Source organism: Budvicia aquatica DSM 5075 = ATCC 35567 (assembly GCF_000427805.1).
Taxonomy (GTDB): domain Bacteria; phylum Pseudomonadota; class Gammaproteobacteria; order Enterobacterales; family Enterobacteriaceae; genus Budvicia; species Budvicia aquatica.
In genome coordinates, this window is record NZ_KE386585.1 from 159427 (window position 1) to 177711 (window position 18285).

Annotated in this window: 17 protein-coding genes; 10 read left to right on the forward strand and 7 right to left on the reverse strand. The window is 47.9% G+C overall.

The features are described 5' to 3' along the window. Positions 1-193 precede the first annotated feature (193 nt). The 6 genes from csrA to YWE_RS0122780 all read right to left on the reverse strand — a co-directional run bounded on the left by csrA (position 194) and on the right by YWE_RS0122780 (position 6997). Positions 194-379, reverse strand: a complete 186-nt coding sequence (gene csrA / locus YWE_RS0122755; protein WP_027275176.1) for a carbon storage regulator CsrA — start codon at positions 377-379, stop codon at positions 194-196. 277 nt (positions 380-656) lie between these two features. After that, positions 657-3284: an alanine--tRNA ligase gene (alaS, locus tag YWE_RS0122760; protein ID WP_029096522.1), complete on the reverse strand. Its 2628-nt coding sequence runs from the start codon at positions 3282-3284 to the stop codon at positions 657-659. A 141-nt stretch (positions 3285-3425) separates the two neighbouring features. After that, a complete protein-coding gene (locus YWE_RS0122765; RefSeq protein WP_029096523.1) occupies positions 3426-3896 on the reverse strand; it encodes a regulatory protein RecX in 471 nt (156 codons plus the stop codon). Positions 3897-3926: 30 nt separating this feature from the next. After that, complete coding sequence (gene recA / locus YWE_RS0122770) at positions 3927-4976, reverse strand: recombinase RecA (protein WP_029096524.1); 1050 nt, start codon at positions 4974-4976, stop codon at positions 3927-3929. Positions 4977-5069: 93 nt separating this feature from the next. After that, positions 5070-5555, reverse strand: a complete 486-nt coding sequence (pncC, locus tag YWE_RS0122775; protein WP_029096525.1) for a nicotinamide-nucleotide amidase — start codon at positions 5553-5555, stop codon at positions 5070-5072. A gap of 260 nt (positions 5556-5815) precedes the next feature. Next, a complete protein-coding gene (locus tag YWE_RS0122780; protein ID WP_029096526.1) occupies positions 5816-6997 on the reverse strand; it encodes an MFS transporter in 1182 nt (393 codons plus the stop codon). Positions 6998-7099: 102 nt separating this feature from the next. On the opposite strand from YWE_RS0122780, the gene YWE_RS0122785 reads away from it, so the two are divergent. After that, positions 7100-7987, forward strand: coding sequence for a LysR family transcriptional regulator (locus YWE_RS0122785; RefSeq protein ID WP_227659933.1), 888 nt, complete (start codon positions 7100-7102; stop codon positions 7985-7987). 67 nt (positions 7988-8054) lie between these two features. Here YWE_RS0122785 and YWE_RS0122790 read toward each other — a convergent pair whose 3' ends face one another. Then, on the reverse strand, positions 8055-8588 hold the full coding sequence (locus YWE_RS0122790) for a hypothetical protein (protein WP_407641175.1): 534 nt from the start codon (positions 8586-8588) through the stop codon (positions 8055-8057). 387 nt (positions 8589-8975) lie between these two features. Here YWE_RS0122790 and dcuS point away from each other — a divergent pair, with 387 nt between their 5' ends. The 9 genes from dcuS to citG all read left to right on the forward strand — a co-directional run bounded on the left by dcuS (position 8976) and on the right by citG (position 18130). Further along, the gene (gene dcuS, locus YWE_RS28450; RefSeq protein ID WP_036016931.1) at positions 8976-10601 is read left to right on the forward strand and encodes a DcuS/MalK family sensor histidine kinase; all 1626 of its coding nucleotides are present in this window, start codon (positions 8976-8978) and stop codon (positions 10599-10601) included. Beyond that, on the forward strand, positions 10594-11262 hold the full coding sequence (locus YWE_RS0122805; protein ID WP_029096529.1) for a response regulator: 669 nt from the start codon (positions 10594-10596) through the stop codon (positions 11260-11262). The genes dcuS and YWE_RS0122805 overlap by 8 nt, the downstream gene beginning before the upstream one ends. Positions 11263-11499: 237 nt before the next feature. After that, positions 11500-12807 carry a 2-hydroxycarboxylate transporter family protein gene (locus YWE_RS0122810; protein ID WP_029096530.1) on the forward strand — a complete coding sequence of 436 codons (1308 nt, stop codon included), beginning with the start codon at positions 11500-11502 and terminating at the stop codon, positions 12805-12807. A gap of 70 nt (positions 12808-12877) precedes the next feature. Beyond that, on the forward strand, positions 12878-13180 hold the full coding sequence (citD, locus tag YWE_RS28455) for a citrate lyase acyl carrier protein (RefSeq protein ID WP_036016934.1): 303 nt from the start codon (positions 12878-12880) through the stop codon (positions 13178-13180). 2 nt (positions 13181-13182) lie between these two features. Continuing rightward, positions 13183-14058: an HpcH/HpaI aldolase/citrate lyase family protein gene (locus YWE_RS0122820; protein WP_029096531.1), complete on the forward strand. Its 876-nt coding sequence runs from the start codon at positions 13183-13185 to the stop codon at positions 14056-14058. Continuing rightward, positions 14055-15596, forward strand: coding sequence for a citrate lyase subunit alpha (gene citF / locus YWE_RS0122825; RefSeq protein ID WP_029096532.1), 1542 nt, complete (start codon positions 14055-14057; stop codon positions 15594-15596). Before YWE_RS0122820 ends, citF begins: the two co-directional genes overlap by 4 nt. Positions 15597-15651: 55 nt before the next feature. Beyond that, on the forward strand, positions 15652-16674 hold the full coding sequence (gene citC, locus YWE_RS0122830) for a [citrate (pro-3S)-lyase] ligase (protein WP_029096533.1): 1023 nt from the start codon (positions 15652-15654) through the stop codon (positions 16672-16674). A gap of 15 nt (positions 16675-16689) precedes the next feature. Then, positions 16690-17220 (forward strand): citrate lyase holo-[acyl-carrier protein] synthase, encoded by a 531-nt coding sequence (gene citX / locus YWE_RS0122835; RefSeq protein WP_029096534.1) that lies wholly within the window; start codon positions 16690-16692, stop codon positions 17218-17220. Next, positions 17192-18130, forward strand: coding sequence for a triphosphoribosyl-dephospho-CoA synthase CitG (citG, locus tag YWE_RS0122840; protein WP_051323533.1), 939 nt, complete (start codon positions 17192-17194; stop codon positions 18128-18130). Before citX ends, citG begins: the two co-directional genes overlap by 29 nt. Positions 18131-18285: the final 155 nt, after the last annotated feature.

Sequence of the window (18285 nt, forward strand, 5' to 3'; positions counted from 1 at the left end):
CACTAAGCAAACAACAAGCACATTTTGACAGCGAAAAAAGAGGCTTTATTGAGTGAAATAAACCAAATGGGCCAATTCTGACGGCCAATAAAAAAAGAGTCATGGGGAAAGAAAATTCGAAATAAAAATTAACATCATGAAAATCAAGAGGGGTTAACGCGCCTCACTTCAGTAAGCAAGACGCGCTAATGACTTAAAAAGTCGACTGTTGTGACTTCTCAGCCTGAATTCGTTGGTAGATCTCTTCACGATGAACAGATACTTCTTTAGGCGCGTTCACACCGATACGAACCTGATTACCCTTTACGCCCAGAACGGTCACAGTAACTTCATCACCGATCATCAACGTTTCACCAACTCGACGAGTTAGAATAAGCATTCTTTGCTCCTTGAAAGATTAAAAGACAATTGCCCCTTTTTTATATCCTCACCATTATCCACGATATACCCAAAGAACGTAAGCTATTATATCCATTGACTAAGGCTATTAAGACCTACACATTCAAAGGTTATTAAGGGTAAGGACACCTATATACCTAAATTTAGCCAACTTTTTTAGTTTATGCTACTTAGTACGCAACTAAAAATATTCACTAAACTCACACGCCCGACGGTCTGAAAGGCCATGACTGTTCAAGCGTGTGTTACTTCATATCTTACAGTTTAGCTGATACCCAGCTTTCTACCGTTGCAAGCGCTGCAGGCAACGCCGCTGTATCCGTACCACCAGCCTGAGCCATATCAGGACGGCCACCGCCTTTACCGCCAACCATCTGCGCTACAGGCCCGATAAGTTCACCGGCTTTTACCCGATCAACTAAATCTTTCGTTACACCTGCAATCAAGCTGACTTTATCATCATGTACCGTTGCCAGTACGATAATGCCTGAACCAAGCTGATTTTTGATGTCATCAACCATAGTACGCAACATTTTTGGTTCAACGTTGTTTAAATGGCTAACCAACAGTTTGACGCCTTTCACATCGATAGCCTTGTTCACTAACGATGAGCTTTCTTGCGCTGCCTGCTGATCTTTAAGCTGTTGCAGCTCTTTCTCTACTGACTTAGCGTGGTCCAGCAGGCCTTTAACTTTCTCAATCAGGCTCGTGCTGTCACTTTTGACTAAGCTGGCAACTTCATTCAGCATATCGCTTTGCTGATGCATAATAGCAATCGCATTTTCACCGGTAACGGCTTCTATACGACGAATGCCCGCAGCGATACCAGACTCAGAGGTGATGCGGAATAAACCGATATTGCCGGTCGCATCAGTGTGCGTTCCTCCGCAAAGCTCAGTGGAGAAATCCCCCATTGAAAGTACCCGCACCTTGTCATCATACTTCTCGCCAAACAGCGCCATGGCGCCTTTAGATTTGGCTTCATCCAGATCCATAACCTGAGTTTCTACCGGCAGGTTACGACGAATCTGTTGATTAACCAGATCCTCAACGGCGCGCAGTTGTTCAGGCTTCATGGCTTCAAAATGAGAGAAGTCAAAACGCAGGTATTTATCATTAACTAATGAGCCTTTCTGAGCAACATGATCGCCCAGAATCTGACGTAAAGCCGCATGCAGTAAGTGAGTCGCTGAGTGGTTCAACCGAATACGACCACGACGCTCAGCGTCGACAATCGCGTCCAGAGCGTCATTAATGCGTAATTCACCTTCAACTAAACGGCCTACGTGGCCGATAGCCTGACCATATTTTTGTGTGTCTTGCACATCAAACAGTGCTTTGCCCGACTTGAGTGACCCCAAGTCGCCGACTTGACCGCCTGACTCAGCGTAAAACGGCGTGCTGTCCAGAATAACTACCGCATCCTGACCGGCATGCACTTCATTTACCGGCTGACCATCAAGGAACAGGCCAATCACCTTAGATGACTGAGCTAAACGCTCATAGCCGCTGAACTCAGTCGCATCGTCAACGCGGATGATATTGCTATAATCAACGCTAAAACCGCTGGATTCACGGGCACGACGGCGCTGCTCTTCCATCGCCTGCTCAAAGCCTTGCTCATCGACTTTCAGATTACGCTCACGACAGACGTCAGCGGTCAGATCCAGTGGGAATCCGTAAGTGTCATACAGGCGGAAAGCGGTTTCACCGTTAAGGGTATCACCGCTTAGCTGACTTAACTCATCATCAAGCAGAGCAAGACCGCGTTCTAAAGTGCGGGCAAATTGCTCTTCTTCCGTTTTAAGCAGTTGTTCAACCATCGCCTGCTGGCGGGCTAACTCATCGGCTGCGCTGCCCATAACGGAAATTAGTGGTTTCACTAACTTGTAGAAGAATGTCTCAGTCGCACCAAGCATATGTCCATGACGGACTGCACGGCGGATAATACGGCGTAAAACATAGCCCCGCCCTTCATTTGACGGAACAACGCCGTCAGAAATCAGGAAGGCGCATGAGCGGATATGATCGGCAATAACCCGTAGTGACTTGCTGTCCGGATCGGTAGCCTGCGTCACTTTTGCCGCTGCTGCAATTAAAGTACGGAACAGGTCAATCTCATAGTTAGAGTGAACGTGTTGCAGCACTGCGGCAATACGCTCTAATCCCATGCCGGTATCTACCGATGGTTTTGGCAGAGGTAACATTGTGCCGTCTTGCTGACGGTTAAACTGCATAAACACAATGTTCCAAATCTCAATATAGCGGTCACCGTCTTCTTCTGGCGATCCCGGAGGACCACCCCAAATATGGTCACCGTGGTCAAAGAAAATTTCAGTACAAGGACCACAAGGGCCAGTGTCGCCCATTTGCCAGAAGTTATCTGAAGCAAAAGCGCCGCCTTTGTTATCACCGATACGAATAATTCTTTCGCGGGGAACACCGATCTCATCCGCCCAAATGCTATAGGCTTCATCATCGGTCTCGTAAACGGTTACCCACAGTTTTTCTTTAGGCAGATTAAACCACTCTGCGCCGGTCAGTAATTCCCAGGCGAAGTTGATAGCATCATGCTTAAAGTAATCACCAAAGCTAAAGTTACCCAGCATTTCAAAGAACGTGTGGTGACGGGCGGTATAGCCTACGTTTTCTAAATCATTATGCTTACCACCGGCACGAACACAGCGTTGGGAAGTTGTAGCCCGCGTGTATGAACGTTTATCAAGCCCAAGAAAAACATCCTTAAACTGATTCATCCCTGCATTAGTAAAAAGCAGCGTTGGGTCATTATTAGGTACCAAAGAGCTGCTGGAGACAACTTGGTGACCTTTACTATTAAAGAAATCGAGAAACGCTTGACGGATCTCAGCGGTGCTCTTGCTCATATGAATTCCGATATCTGGCTAATAAAAAGGAGGCTATTCGTAAGTTAGTAAACGCCGGATTTATCGCAAAACGGGTGGCTTACGAATTAAAAGTAGCCATAAGATAAAATTTCTTTGATGGGAAGTAAATCAGCGAAGGCTTTATTCTTCAGAATCTGTAAAAACATATTGGATTTCGTCCTGCATAAACCCGCGATATGACAGGTAACGCTGAACTTTAGATTTTTCTTTCCATTCTGTCGGCAACGGCGAACCAAAGCGACGAACGGCTAATTCTTTGGCCAGTTCAAACCAGTCAACCTCACATTCAACAATTGCCCGACGGATATCATCCCGATCGATACCTTTTTGCTGGAGTTCAGCTTGAATTCGCTGAGGACCATAGCCCTTACGGCTGCGGCTGACAATAAAGCGTTGAGTAAATTGAACGTCGTTCAACCAGTTATGCTGATAGCAATACTCAATAACTTGGTCGATAGATTCGGGTGATATGAGGGGTTTATCGGTAGAGCGGTCAAACGGAGAATGCGCCGCAAGCTTACGGCGCATCTCATGTTCACTATAATCACGCTGAGAGAGTAATCTCATTGCCCGTGGTAATAGTGAATTCATTAATATAGCTTCCTAGTCAAAGGGCTGTAATTAAAGCTCTTCTTCCGGTAACTCGGCATCGTCATCTTCGGTTTCAGTAACAACGATTGGATTATTTCCCAGCAACAGATCGCGCAGGCGCTTTTCTAAATCAGCTGAAATCGCAGGATTTTCCTGTAGGAACTTCATTGAGTTAGATTTACCTTGGCCAATTTTATCGCCGTTATAGGCATACCATGCGCCCGCTTTATCAACCAGCTTATGTTTTACGCCAAGGTCGATCAGCTCGCTTTCTTTAGAAATACCGGCACCGTACAGAATTTGGAAATCGGCCTGACGGAAAGGTGCTGCAATTTTGTTTTTAACCACTTTAACGCGGGTTTCGTTACCAACAACTTCATCACCGTCTTTGATTGCGCCTACGCGGCGAATATCTAAACGTACCGATGAGTAGAATTTCAGGGCGTTACCGCCGGTCGTGGTTTCTGGGTTACCGAACATAACGCCGATCTTCATACGAATTTGGTTGATAAAGATAACCAGACAGTTTGCGTTTTTAATGTTTCCGGTTAGTTTACGTAGGGCCTGAGACATCAGACGCGCCTGTAAACCCACGTGAGAGTCACCCATTTCGCCTTCGATTTCAGCTTTAGGGGTTAGAGCCGCTACGGAGTCGATAATGATAACGTCAACAGCGCCGGAGCGAACTAATGCGTCACAAATTTCAAGGGCTTGCTCACCGGTATCCGGCTGAGAAATCAGCAGGTCATCGATTTGAACGCCTAGCTTAGAAGCATAGATCGGGTCTAAAGCATGCTCAGCATCGATAAACGCACAGGTTTTTCCGTCGCGCTGGGCTTGAGCAATAACCGATAAGGTCAGGGTTGTTTTACCTGATGATTCAGGCCCGAAGATTTCAACTACGCGGCCCATTGGTAAACCACCAATGCCTAATGCGATATCCAGACTCAGGGAGCCGGTTGAAACAGACTCAACGTCAAGAGATTGGGTATCACCCAAACGCATGATTGAACCTTTACCAAACTGCTTTTCAATCTGCCCTAGTGCAGCGGCAAGAGCTCTTTTTTTGTTGTCATCCATTTTGCGACTCCATGGTCATAAAGTAATACGGGACTTTAGTGTCTAAAGCGATAAAAAGATTATACTGTATAATCATACAGTATCAAGTGAGTTTTACAGAAATTTTTCTAACACCACCGATAAGGCATAGCAGACCGCCTGTTGGCGCACCTGTTGGCGATCACCGGCAAAAACTTTCTTGTCGGCTAGTACTCTGCCATCGCGGCTGGCCCAACCAAACCATACGGTACCCACCGGTTTATCCGGTGTTCCACCTTCCGGTCCGGCAATACCGCTAACGGAGACCGCAATATCGGCATTCGCCATTTTTAAGGCACCGACGGCCATTTCACGAACGGTGGGTTCACTTACTGCCCCCCACTGTTCCAGAGTCTGTCGTTTAACCCCCAGTAAATCATGTTTGGATTGATTACTGTAAGTCACAAAGCCACGGTCAAAATAGGCAGAACTCCCGGCCACATCAGTAATAGAGCCGGCAATAAGCCCTCCGGTACAAGATTCAGCGCAGGTCAGCCATTGATGAGTTTCACTCAGCCGCTTACCGATTTGTTGATTCAGCGCGTAGATTTTCTTATCCAATCTGCCCTCTCTGTTTCTGCTTCTATTAACTGCCTATAGATAGCTGATATCACAATAGCCGTTCATTTAAATAATCGCAGCCTGAAGGTTCACCCTTATGCTCAGACGACATTAATCATAAACCCTGACTATTGTTTTAGACTAGCGAAAACCTAAGAGGCAGATCAAGCCGGCTAACCTGAGTTTGCAAAGCCTATTCCATTTTCCCGCACCGACCTGAAAATCAAAACGGCCCCGGAATTTTATTGCCGACCAACGCATTAGCATGCCACAGCCTCAGCCAGTTTTCTATTATCAAGATAACCGGATAATCGCGTCATCAGCAGTGCCAGCACCACAATAATAGCGCCAATCCACGGAGTATCCATCAAACTCATATCGGCCACCACATGCCCGCCGAGCCATGCTCCGATGGCAATGCCAATATTGAAAGCAGCGATATTCAGCCCTGATGCCACATCCACTGCCTCTGGGGTATATTCTTTGGCCAGTTGAACCACATACACCTGTAGGCCCGGCACATTACCAAAGGCAAAAGCGCCCCAAACAAAGACGGTTAGTAGTGCGCCAATCTGGCTGGACGCAGTGAAAGTAAACACCAGCAAGACTAACGCCAGAGCAGCAAAAATAATATTCAGCGCTTTAACAGGACCCATTTTGTCAGCCAGTTTACCGCCCCATATATTACCAATAGTGACAGATACCCCATACACCAGCATGATTCCGGCAATCGCACTGGATTGAAAGCCCGATACCTGCTGCAAAATGGGCGCTAAAAAGGTAAAAGCAATAAAGGTTCCGCCATACCCTACCGCCGTAATGCCATAAACCAACAGTAAACGCGGCTGGGTTAATACCTTTAGCTGAACTGAAATACGGGCCGGAGCGGCCTGTTTAAGGTTTGAAGGCACCAGCAAAGCGCTACCGATTAAAGCAATAACCCCCAGAACTGAAACCACCAAAAACGTGGCTCTCCAGCCAAAATGTTGACCAATCCATGTCCCTAACGGCACCCCGGTCACCAGCGCCACGGTCAGTCCGGTAAACATAATCGCAATAGCGCTGGCCTGCTTATCTTTATCAACCAAGCTGGTTGCAATGGTTGAACCAATAGAGAAGAACACGCCGTGGGCCAGCCCGGTCAAAACCCGAGCTACAATCAGAGTTTCATATCCCGGCGCCATCCAGGCCATCACATTACCGACAATAAAAAAGGCCATCAGAATTATTAATACGGCTTTACGGTTCCAGCGACCGGTCAGCGCGGTCAGAACCGGTGCCCCTATAGCAACGCCCAACGCATATAAACTAACCAATAGCCCGGCAGAAGAAAGAGAAACATTAAGGTCGTTAGCGATAGTCGGCACCAGCCCGACAATAACGAATTCAGTGGTACCAATGGCGAACGCACTCAGCGTTAGCGCCCACAGAGCAAGCGGCATTTTTGACATAACTAGATTCCTGCAGATTAACTTGACAGGCGCCATTGTGCTGAGAGATTCTTTTTCAATAAATACCACCAATAGCAAAACATTTTATCATTTATGACAATAATAAGCCGTTCGGAAGATCTGACCATATTGATTGCCGTAGCTGATTCCGGTGGGTTTTCTGCCGCCGCACAACAGTTAAATATTCAGGTTGCTAAAGTGTCCCGCGCGGTTGCCAGAGTCGAAGAACAGCTGAATACCAGCATCTTTAACCGAACCACCCGCCGGGTAGAGCTGACCGAAGAAGGCCGTATCTTTATAGAAAAAGCCCGCGAAGGGTTAGAAAAGCTCTCCGAGGCCGAAGAGTGGTTAAAGGTCCGACATCAAAAGCCGGCCGGTCGGCTGCGTATTGATTCAGCCAGCCCGTTTGTACTTCATCAGTTAACACCACATATCAAAGCGTTCACTCAATTACATCCTGAAATTAAGCTCGAATTGAGCTCCAGCGATGGCATCATTAACCTGCTGGAGAAGCGCACTGATGTTGCTATCCGTATTGGCAAACTGGAAGACTCCACGCTGCACGCCAGAACCTTAGGTCAGTCTAAGCTGCATTTAGTTGCCAGCCCTGACTACTTGAAAAAGCAGGGGGAACCCCAAACGGTAGAACAACTATTGGATTGCCATCTGCTGGGCTTTATTCCCCCTTCTGTACTGAATATTTGGTCAGTCGGCATGGGGGTTGAAATTACCCCGTGGATTTCTGTCAGCAGTGGTGAAGTGCTGCGCCAGCTCTGTCTGGCTGGGAATGGCATCGCCTGTCTGTCGAATTTTATGGTGCAACAAGATATTGAAAAGGGTGACTTAGTGACAGTAATGGGCGAGCAGATGCAAAGCCCACACCCGCGAGAATTGGTGCAGGCTGTTTATTACCGTAATACCGCGTTGTCTAGCCGAATTAAGGTATTTATTGATTTTATTGAGCAGCGGATAAAGCTTTAGCCTTAGAGTGATGACAAGGTAGTTTAATTTGATCTCAATATAAGTTTGTCCGGATAAAGCTTTCACTTCACTTCAGTGAATCAGGTGAAACTATGGTTATCTCAGCAAAGGCCAAATGATGCATAAACTCCCGCAAAATTAATAACCGGGCGGCAAATGATGCATCTTCTGGTATTCCCTCCCGTGCAGCCGGTCTTCCCAGCATCACGGCGGCTAAGCGGTCAAAGGTTCTTTCCATCGCATCAAGGGATAAGCTTATCACCCGCTGATCTGCAACTCCGGCAAGCAGAGCAATATGGTGAATCTCTTCATCGACGGTCAATAACCGACCGTTGGCCGGAATCTGGGCCCAGATAGCCATAATCCGATCTTCAACCGCCATAATGGCATTTTCCATTTCATCCGCTTTGGGAATGGAATGGCTAAAATAGTCGGCCGCCGTCTTATTCGCCCCCAAGGGCAGTGTCAGAACCGACGACTCAGAGATCATGACTAAGGTCTGCTGGCTGCCTATATGTAAAAGCGCCACCGGGCTCTGTGCCGCCAGCGTAGCGCCGATATCATGATATTGCTGCTGTAGCCATTTTGATTGCTGATTCATGCCATCTCCTTAGTTAAACATAGCTTAATAGCGCAGAAGATCGTGTGGTTCGAGTATCCCGCACCCCGGCTGAATAAGTATTATCTGGTGTAAATAATCTTATTATTTTAATACCTTCATCGCCGGTTTCTTATAAAACGCCTATTTAATTATAATTCAATCACTAACATCACTTCTTTCTTAAACAAAAAAATCATAATAATATGATATTTAATTGATAATTTTAAATTCACCTCATTTTTGTTTCCATTAGCATGATTTATTTCCAATAGTTTTCTTTAAATCGGAGCTGGATCTAGTTCACAGATCCGGTTTGCTTTTCTTGATACTGTCCGGAACATAACCTATCTGTTTTATCGCAAGTTAATCGACATTCATAAGGATATTATGCGATTAGTCAGTTTTTTTAAGCATCTACCCCTACGCTTACAGATCATCATTCTGGTTGTGGTGGTATTAGCGCTGCCGCTGATTGCTGCAAATATTCAGATTACCCGTGATATTGATGACCAGATTCACGATCAGGCCGGTGAAAAAGCGGAAGAAATCTCGAATATCATCGTATCGTCACCGGTAGTGATTAACGGCCTGAAAAATTTAGACGCTATCAGCCTGCAGGAAATTCAAGAATACACGCAAACCATAAAAAAAATCGCAGGCGTTGAGTTTATCGTGGTAATTGATATGAAAGGTATTCGGGTATCTCACCCGGATACCGCTAAGATAGGCAAACCGATGGTTGGCGGAGACGAAGTTCGGGTATTAAACGGGCAGACTTATATCTCCTCCGCACAGGGTTCTCTCGGTCTCTCTCTACGGGCATTTAAACCTATTTTTGATGACAAGCATCAGCAGGTGGGTGCCGTGGTCGTAGGCATTATGTCATCCAGCATTGATCAGGCCGTGGCAAGAGTGAATCAGCCCATTATGTCAGCCCTGACTCTGGCGCTATTGATCGGCATCGTGCTGGCGGTGATCCTGGCGAACAGTATTAAAAAGATTTTATTTGGCCTTGAACCGGTTGCCATTGCCCGACTGCTGGGAGAACGTAATGCCATTTTAGAATCTGTTCGTGAGGGTATTATCGCTATCGATCGGGAATCAAGACTGACGGTGGTTAACTCGGAAGCCAAACGAATTTTAGGAATGGCGGGCATTCACGGCGACATTATTGGTGAAAAAGTCGATAAAAGTATTCCCCACACTCGCCTTTCTGAAGTGCTACGTTCAGGCGAACTTGAGTTTGACCGCGAACAGGATCTGAATGGCATCACTATTTTAACCAACCGGGTTCCGCTGTATGCCGATGGGGTCATTGTCGGTGCCATCGCCACCTTCCGAGATATGTCTGAAGTCAGCAAACTTGCTGAAGAGCTCACCGGGGTAAACCGTTATGTTGAAGCGCTGCGCTCATCGGCCCATGAGTTCCTGAATAAACTCCATGTGATTAACGGCTTGGCCAGAAGTGATAACCGTCAGGTTCTAGCTGAATACCTCGCCGATATTATTAATGAAAATCAGCAGGAGCTTGAATTTATTGATGATGCGATCAAAGACCCTATTTTGGCGGCATTCCTGACCGGAAAATTTAGCCGGGCCAGAGAGCTGGGGGTCGATCTGTTTATTGATATCGACGAAGTTATTCCCCATATTTCCGACCCGAAAGTGACCCACAGCCTGGTCACGCTGCTGGGGAACCTGATTGATAACGGGTTGGATGCGGTTCAACAGGCGGAAATAAAAGAGCTCAATATCCGCTTTTCACTACTCAACCATATGCTGGAAATTGAAATTGATGATACAGGCCCCGGAATGCCGGTAGAAAAAATAGCCCAAATGTTCCAGCGCGGTTACTCAACCAAAGGTAAAAACCGCGGTATTGGCCTGTTTTTAGTTTCCGCAGCGCTGGATAAATTAAACGGCACCATGGACGTTTCAAGTAATCCCGGCGATGGCATGAATTTCCTGATTCGAATCCCGCTCACGGTTATTAAAGGAAGTAATGATGATTAAGGTATTAGTCGTTGAAGATGACCCGATGGTCGCTGAGCTCAACAAAGGTTACTTGAAAAGAATAGACGGCTTCGAACTGGTTGGCGTTCTGCATAACGGGGTTGATGCGCTGGAGTTTATGGACAAACATCCGGTATCTCTGCTTTTGCTGGACGTCTTTATGCCAAAGCTGGATGGCCTGAGTTTATTACAGACGGTGAGAACCCGTTATCCCAGCGTTGATGTCATTATGGTAACCGCTGCCAGAAGCAGTAGCGATATTCAAACCGCTCTGCGTCAGGGAGCAATAGACTACATTGTTAAACCTTTTGTGTTTGAACGCTTTCAGTCTGCGCTGATGAACTATCGGGAGCGGATGAACCTGTTATCTGATGAAACTGAGCTGAGCCAGGCCGCCATTGATGGCCGGATTTTTGCCAAAGGTATGCGCACCAGTAAAGTGCCGAAAGGCATTGAAAATGAGACGTTGCAGCGTATCCGTAGCATAGTCAAACAGCAGTCAAAGCCGTTTGACGTACAGGAATTAGTCCCGCTGATCGGGCTTTCACGTATTTCATTGAAGAAGTATCTGGATTATATGGTGGAAATCGGTGAGCTCTACAGCGAACTGGCCTATCGCGGACAAGGCCGACCGGTAACGCTCTATCGTTATTCTCGCTAATCACTGAATGTGATCGAATTAACGTTATAAGTGTATTTTAGATTTTTTATGAGACATAGCTCACGCAAAATAGGCTAGTCGCGCTTTTTCATGCGTTCACCATCACATAAATTTATTTTTTATTTATTCCAAATCAGTCGGTTACATAAGTTTCATAAAGGTTAGATAAGTTTCAGATTAATGACTGAGAAAGCCCTTTAACACCAGAATGACTCCTGAATAACCAAGGAGTCTATTATGCAAAATGATGTTCAAATCAAGACCGGAAGCAGTAGTTTTAAATTCTGGCAAATCAAAATAGGACCGCTACCTCTACCGCTATATCTGATTATTGCGTCCATTGTTATCGCGGCATCAATATTCGGCAAACTACCGGCTGACATGCTGGGCGGCATAGCCGTTATGATGGTCATCGGCATGCTGCTCGGTGATATAGGCATGAAGGTTCCTATCCTAAAGGATATCGGTGGCCCGGCCATTCTTTCGATCTTTATTCCATCCATACTGGTGTTTTATAACTTACTCAATCCGTCAGCCGTGGCGGCGATTAAGTCATTTACTAAAACCTCTAACTTCCTCTACTTCTACATTGCCTGTCTGGTTTCAGGCAGTATTTTAGGCATGGTGCGTTCAGTTCTGATTCAGGGCTTTCTGCGCATGTTTATCCCGCTGGTTATCGGTACCATCTTTAGCTGTATCGCCGGCGTTGCCGTCGGGTCATTAACCGGATTGGGTGCATACCATTCATTCTTCTTTGTTGTTATCCCTATCCTGTCAGGTGGTATCGGTGAAGGCATTTTGCCACTATCGGTCGCTTACTCAGAAATCCTTAGCCAGTCACCGGATAAATTTATCGGCATGCTAGTTCCGGCAGCCATGTTGGGAAATCTGTTTGCCATTATGTCAGCCGGTTATCTGCGCCATCTTGGCGTGAAGAAACCACACTTAACCGGCAACGGCACGCTGGTTCGCTCCGGTGATATTGACCTGAGTGCTAAAGGCGAAAATCAACCTATCGACTTCGGCCTGATGGGCGCAGGTCTGATTATTGCCTGTAGCTTCTACCTGTTTGGCATGTTGGCGAATCATTTCATCCCGATCCCTGCCCCTATCATTATGATTCTGTCTGCTGCCCTGGTGAAAACCCTTGGCATCATGCCTCACCAAATGGAGCAAGGCGCTTATCAGCTTTATCGCTTTGTCGCCTCTAACCTGACCTGGGCTCTGTTGGTCGGCGTTGGCGTGCTGTATACCCCGTGGAATGAAGTTGTCGCTGCAATTACCCCTGCTTATATCGCAACAGTAGCCGCTACCGTTCTGGCGATGGTTGCCAGCGGCTTCTTTGTTGGCCGTTACCTCAATATGTACCCGATTGAAGCAGCCATGGTAACCGGTTGTCATAGCGGACTGGGCGGCACGGGCGATGTGGCGATTCTCTCGGCGGGTAACCGTATGGAATTAATGCCATTTGCCCAGATAGCGACTCGTTTGGGCGGGGCTTGCGTAGTGGTGCTGGCCGCCATTATTTTGCGAGTTATCAGTTAATTAGCCGGCAGGTATTGAAGAATACCTGCCTGAAACCTCTTTATTTCAACCTTAATGGGGAGTCACCAACATGCTCAATCGAAAAGGTCATGCGGGAACGCTCGAATCGAACGATATCTTGGTCACCATAGAAGAACAGAATCCCGGCTACGGAATTCAAATAGAACTCACCAGCATTGTCGAAGCACAGTTCGGCAATGCTATCCGCCGCACGTTAACCAACCGTGCCGTTAACGCCGGCTTCACTGATTTATCGATTAAAGCCGTAGATAAGGGCGCGTTGGATTGCACCATTCAGGCTCGTATGGATACCGCTATTCATCGGGCTATTGCTATTCATCAGACCATCACCACAGCGACGGGAGGCAACTAATTATGGATTTGCTCAGAACGCTTCTTTTCTTACCGGGTAATAACCCGGGAATGTTGCAAAACGGCGGCGTATTCGGCTCCGATGCCGTTATTTTAGATCTGGAAGATGCAGTATCACCGCAGGAAAAAGATGCGGCCCGCTATTTGATCGGTTATGCACTACGCCATATTAACTACCGAAAAAGTAAACGCGTTGTCAGAATCAATCCCCTCGACTGCGGCGGCGCTGACGACATTGCGGCAATGGTTCCCTGCGGACCGGATGCCCTGATGTTACCGAAAATTGATACCGCTGAAGAACTACGCCAAATCATTGAATTAATCGAACGGGCCGAACAGCCGGGCCAAACACCGGTCAGAGTCATTCCCCTGCTGGAAACCCCGCAGAGTATTATTCATGCCTACGATATCGCCTGTGCCCATCCGCGGGTATGGGCTATCTCTTTTGGCGCAGAGGACTATACCGCAGCCTTAGGTGCGATTCGTTCCCGTTCAGGAGAAGAGATCCTGTCAGCCCGTACCGCAGTAGTAAATGCTGCGGCCGCAGCCGGTATTGATTCTATTGATACACCGTTTACCGATGCGCAGGATGATGACGGTTTACTGCAGGATTCTCTGTTAGCCAGAGGCCTTGGATTCAAGGGCAAATTGGCAATTAATCCGCGTCAGGTCGATACCATTCATCAGGCATTTAGCCCGACATCGGCAGATATCCATTGGGCCAAACGCGTAGTTCATGCGCTGGATGAGGCCAAAGTGCTCGGCTCAGGCGTGATTGCTCTGGATGGAAAAATGGTCGATGCGCCGATTGTTTTACGCGCGGAACGTACGCTGAAACTGGCGGCTTATCTCAACCTGCAACAGGAGGATATGGCATGAAAAATCGGCTAAATCGAGAGCTACCGGATAGCCTGCCGGAAATCGGGCAACTTCGCCCTTACAACGGCGCTTTTGCCGCGATACCGGATATGCGCCGCTGTGCGCCAAAAGTGAAATATCGCTTCCCGGGGAATAAAAAGCTGCGGGAAGATCTGGAGTCAGTGTTCGATGAAATCCCGGTGACTGACGGAATGACCCTCTCGTTTCATCACCACTTTCGCAACGGTGACAGTCTGGTGAATCAGGTTCTGGATATTGCATCCCGCCGCGGGCTGAAGAACTTACGTATTGCGCTAAGCTCAGTGTTTCCTGTACATGCTCCAATGGTGGCTCATTTTAAAGATGGTACGGTCACCTATCTGGATACCGATTATATGTCCGGCCCGGTCGCCGCCGCCGTTTCCCAAGGGCTTTTAGCTAACCCGGTCATGTTTCGCACCCATGGCGGGCGAGCCCGGGCAATCGAATGTGGCGATCTTCATATCGATGTCGCCTTTATCGCTGCACCGACGGCTGATGAGTACGGTAACTTAAACGGAACCGAAGGACCCACTGCCTGCGGCTCACTCGGATATGCTTTTCCGGATATGGAATATGCTGACTGCGTCGTTGCGGTTACTGATTCATTAGTTCCCTATCCGTTGCAAAAAGTCTCTATTCCTCAAACGCGGGTTGACTACGTGGTGACCTTGCCGTCGATCGGTGACCCTAAAGGCATTGTCTCCGGTACCACTCAGGTAACCAAAGATCCGGTACAGCTCAAAATCGCTTCGCTGGCCTCTCAGGCTATTGTGGCATCGGGTCTGCTAAAGAACGGTTTTTCATTCCAGACCGGAGCCGGCGGTGCCTCACTGGCCGTGGCTTCTTATCTGCGTAAAGTTATGAAGCAGAAATCTATTGTTGGCAGTTTTGCCCTAGGCGGCATTACCGGATATCTGGTTTCTATGCTGGAAGAAGGCCTGTTTGAGCGTCTGATAGACGTTCAGGGATTCGATCTGGAGGCGGTTCGCTCGCTAAAATCTAACCCTAACCATCTGGAAGTGGGTGCCGGTATGTATGCCAACCCGTTTAACTCAGGCTGCGTGGTTAATCAGTTAGACTGCGTGGTGCTGGGTGCGACAGAGATGGATACGCGCTTCAACGTTAACGTGGTCACCGGTTCTGACGGGCATATTATGGGCGGTTCCGGCGGGCATAGTGATGCGGCCGCAGGTGCAAAGCTGACCATTGTAACCGCCAATCTGCTGCGTAGCCGACTGCCAATACTGCGTGATGATATCGTCACCATCACTACGCCCGGGGAAACCGTCGATATTCTGGTCACTGAATATGGCATTGCCGTTAACCCGCGCAGGCAAGACCTGATTGAGCGTTTTACTGCCGCCGGCCTGCCGCTGATGACCATTGAGCAGATGAAGTCGCTGGCAGAAGAGATCGCCGGAGTGCCAGAGCCCATTAGCTTAAGCGAGAAGATTATCGCCGTCGTTGAGTACCGTGACGGCACGATTATTGATGTTGTTTATCAACCCGCGGGCTGATTGTTACAGGGGCAGTTTATGCTGCCCCTGACTCTTTTAATATTCGGAGGAACTGATGTCAGAAAATGACCAAATTAACCTTATTTATCAGGCATCCTGTTTTATTCTGAAAGAGATTGAATGCCTGTTAGCATCAAACGGATTATTGCTCGAAGCCGGTGTGACTCAGTTCGCTGAAGTCCGCCAATCCGGTCGTTTAATCGCCTGCGCCGGGCTGGACGGCAATATTATAAAATGCGTCGCCATAGACCGGGAGCACCGGGGCAGCTCCCTGATGCTGCGTTTAATCACCGAAGTCACCGATATGGCTTATCGAAACGGGTTTGAACGCCTGTTTCTCTATACCAAACCGTGCAATATCCCGATGTTCACTGACTGCGGTTTCTCAGCGCTGGCTACCGTTGAGGGTCGGGTAACGTTAATGGAAAATAGTACCACCCGATTACCCCATTATTGTCAAACCTTGGCTGAACAGTTTCGCGCCGGTGAAAAAATTGGCAGCATAGTGATTAATGCCAATCCCTTTACGCTCGGCCACCGCTATCTGATTGAACAGGCCGCCCTTCAGTGTGACTGGGTACATGTGTTTGTAGTCAGAGAAGATGCCTCACGCTTTGCTTATCGCGACCGCTTTGAACTTATCAAGGCTGGCATAAAAGGAATTGAAAACCTTACGCTATTTCCCGGCTCAGATTATATTTTATCTAAAGCCACCTTCCCGGCCTATTTTCTAAAAGAGCAGGGAATTATTGATGAGTGCTATACCGCACTCGATTTAATGCTGTTCCGGCAATATATTGCTCCGGCACTGGATATTAATCATCGCTTTGTCGGCACAGAGCCCTTTGACCCGGTGACAGAGAAATATAATCGCGATATGGCTGACGGGCTTTTCCGCGCGCCATCTGAAGCCCCTGCAATTCAGGTTGTTGAAATACCGAGAGTCGAAAAATGCGGTGGTGCGGTATCGGCCTCACGCGTGAGAAAGCTATTTGATGAGGGGCGGATGGACCTTATTCGAGATCTGGTCCCTGAGGCCACCTTTGCGTTCTTATCTGAGCAAGCAAACCATCGTTGATACGGAGTAGCCCCTATGCTGAACGTTCATATTACGCTACAGCAACTACTGGAATCTCGGGAACACCGGGTAGCCCGTCAGCGGCTTATTTTAGACCGGTTTGGCTTTCCATTGGTCTCAGTCACGGTTGTGCAGCCCGGTGAGGTAAAAAACAATTCAAATAGCCGCTTCTTAATGGCGATAGCACGTCAGGAAATAGCCGCTAAACTGCAAGAGTCCGGCTATCAAATATTATGGCAATGGCACCAAAACCTCGCCACCGGCCCGGAGGCGTTGTACTCAGTAAAGACCGATGCAACAGCGTTAAAATCTTGCTGCATTGAGCTGGAAGAACATCACCCGTTAGGTCGGTTATGGGATATTGACGTTATTGATTTAGACGAAAAACCGGTATCTCGTGATATGGTCGATCGTTTACCGCGACGTTGTCTGATCTGTAACGCAGATGCACACCGATGTTCGCGCTCAAGAGAGCACAGTCAGGACAGTCTGACGGATGAAATTTCCCGGAGGGTTAGTGAATTTCAACAATTATCCAAATGCTGAATGTATCAACCAGACGGTTATCGACCAACCCGCTAATCACCATATCGAACGCTGGGCGAAGGTTCTCGGCAAGCTGGCCTATGATGCCATGATGGAAGAAGTATTACTGACGCCTAAACCCGGTTTAGTCGATCAACGTAACAGCGGTGCTCATCGGGATATGGATAAAGAAACCTTTAAACGCAGCGCCCTTGCTATTGCTGATTATATGCCGGAATTTGTCCGCGCCGGATATACTCTGGGGCACATAGCCCCGCAGCTGGTATTACCGCAGTTGAGATCGTTAGGCATCGCCTGTGAACGGGCGATGTTTCAAACTACCGACGGCGTTAATACCCATAAAGGTGCGGTGTTTGCTTTTGGCCTGTTATGCGCCGCTGCCGGAAGATTATTAGCCGGTAAAAAAACCGTCGCCGTGATGAACCTGAGCAATGAAGTGGCGGCAATATGCCAGGGGATGGTTGAGCGTGAGCTGGGCCATAACCGCCAACGGCTTACCGCAGGCGAGAGAATCTATCATACCTACGGATTTACCGGTGCCCGCGGAGAGGCTGAATCAGGGTTTCTCACCGTTCTTGAACTCTCATTGCCCACTTACTTAACTTACCGTCAGGCCGGATGGGATAATGAATCCTCACTGCTGCAAACCCTGTTACTGTTGATGAGCTGTAACAGCGACACCAATTTGGTTTCCCGCGGTGGCCTAGAAGGATTGGAATACGTTAAGAATGCCGCACGCGATATCCTGCTGCTTGGCGGATGTAAACATCATCAGAGCATTCAGTGGATGACCGAACTGGATGAAGACCTAATTGATAAAAATTTAAGCCCCGGAGGCAGTGCCGACCTGTTGGCAGTGACCTGGTTCCTTGCTCATCTTCCGGAGGAATCAGCCTGTTTTGATGCCTGAATGCGCGGGCGACGAGATGGGGGAAATGTCTTCGTTATCCCGTTGTAAAACGGGATCCAGCCCCGAAGGTCGTCATCCCCGTGAAAACGGGGATCCAGCACTTGAAGTTGACCGTAATCCCTTGGTTATTAGGCCGTACTCTTGAGTTATTGAGC